Below are 705 nucleotides of genomic sequence, written 5' to 3' on the forward strand. Positions count from 1 at the left end.
TTTGATTCTCGTTGCTTTTGATAAAATTAATTATCGATGTCTTCCTATCTTACGTTTGTATATCAAGGATATTTGATTAGTTAATCAAATTTACATGTATGCAGTTTTCAAGGTACGATATCAGGCTTACTCACTTAACCTCACGGCTAAATCTTATAAGCCAATGGGCTTAAGTGGACTCGAACCACCGACCTCACGCTTATCAGGCGTGCGCTCTAACCAGCTGAGCTATAAGCCCATTTCGAAAGCATTATAAAGTTGCTTCCGGTGTGGAGATGAAGAGATTCGAACTCTCGACCCCCTGCTTGCAAGGCAGGTGCTCTCCCAACTGAGCTACATCCCCATTTGATCTGGCATCCACCTGCTCTCCCACACCGTCTCCAATGCAGTACCATCGGCCGCTTGCGTCTTAACCGTCGTGTTCGGGATGGGAACGGGTGTTTCCCACAAGCGCATCGATACCAGAAATGTTGTTATTCAATTTGCCTTGATAACTCAACAGTAAAACACATTCAATACTCTACTTTTTCTTCCGTTTTAGTTGGATTGATTCAGCCGTTTTCACAACCTACTTGATCCATTTCCTTAGAAAGGAGGTGATCCAGCCGCACCTTCCGATACGGCTACCTTGTTACGACTTCACCCCAGTCATCGGTCCCGCCTTCGGCAGCTCCTCCCTTGCGGTTAGGTCACTGACTTCGGGCG

At 46.2% G+C, this 705-nt stretch carries 2 tRNA genes and 2 rRNA genes; all 4 read right to left on the reverse strand.

Annotation, left to right across the window (positions count from 1 at the left end):
- Positions 1-164: 164 nt before the first annotated feature.
- Positions 165-238, reverse strand: a tRNA-Ile gene (locus H8Z79_RS16670).
- A gap of 32 nt (positions 239-270) precedes the next feature.
- Positions 271-343: transfer RNA gene (locus tag H8Z79_RS16675), tRNA-Ala, on the reverse strand.
- 5 nt (positions 344-348) lie between these two features.
- Positions 349-466: ribosomal RNA gene (rrf, locus tag H8Z79_RS16680) — 5S ribosomal RNA — on the reverse strand.
- A gap of 123 nt (positions 467-589) precedes the next feature.
- Positions 590-705, reverse strand: a 16S ribosomal RNA gene (locus H8Z79_RS16685); the annotation flags it as partial.

Source organism: Blautia intestinalis, from assembly GCF_014297355.1.
GTDB lineage: Bacteria > Bacillota > Clostridia > Lachnospirales > Lachnospiraceae > Blautia_A > Blautia_A intestinalis.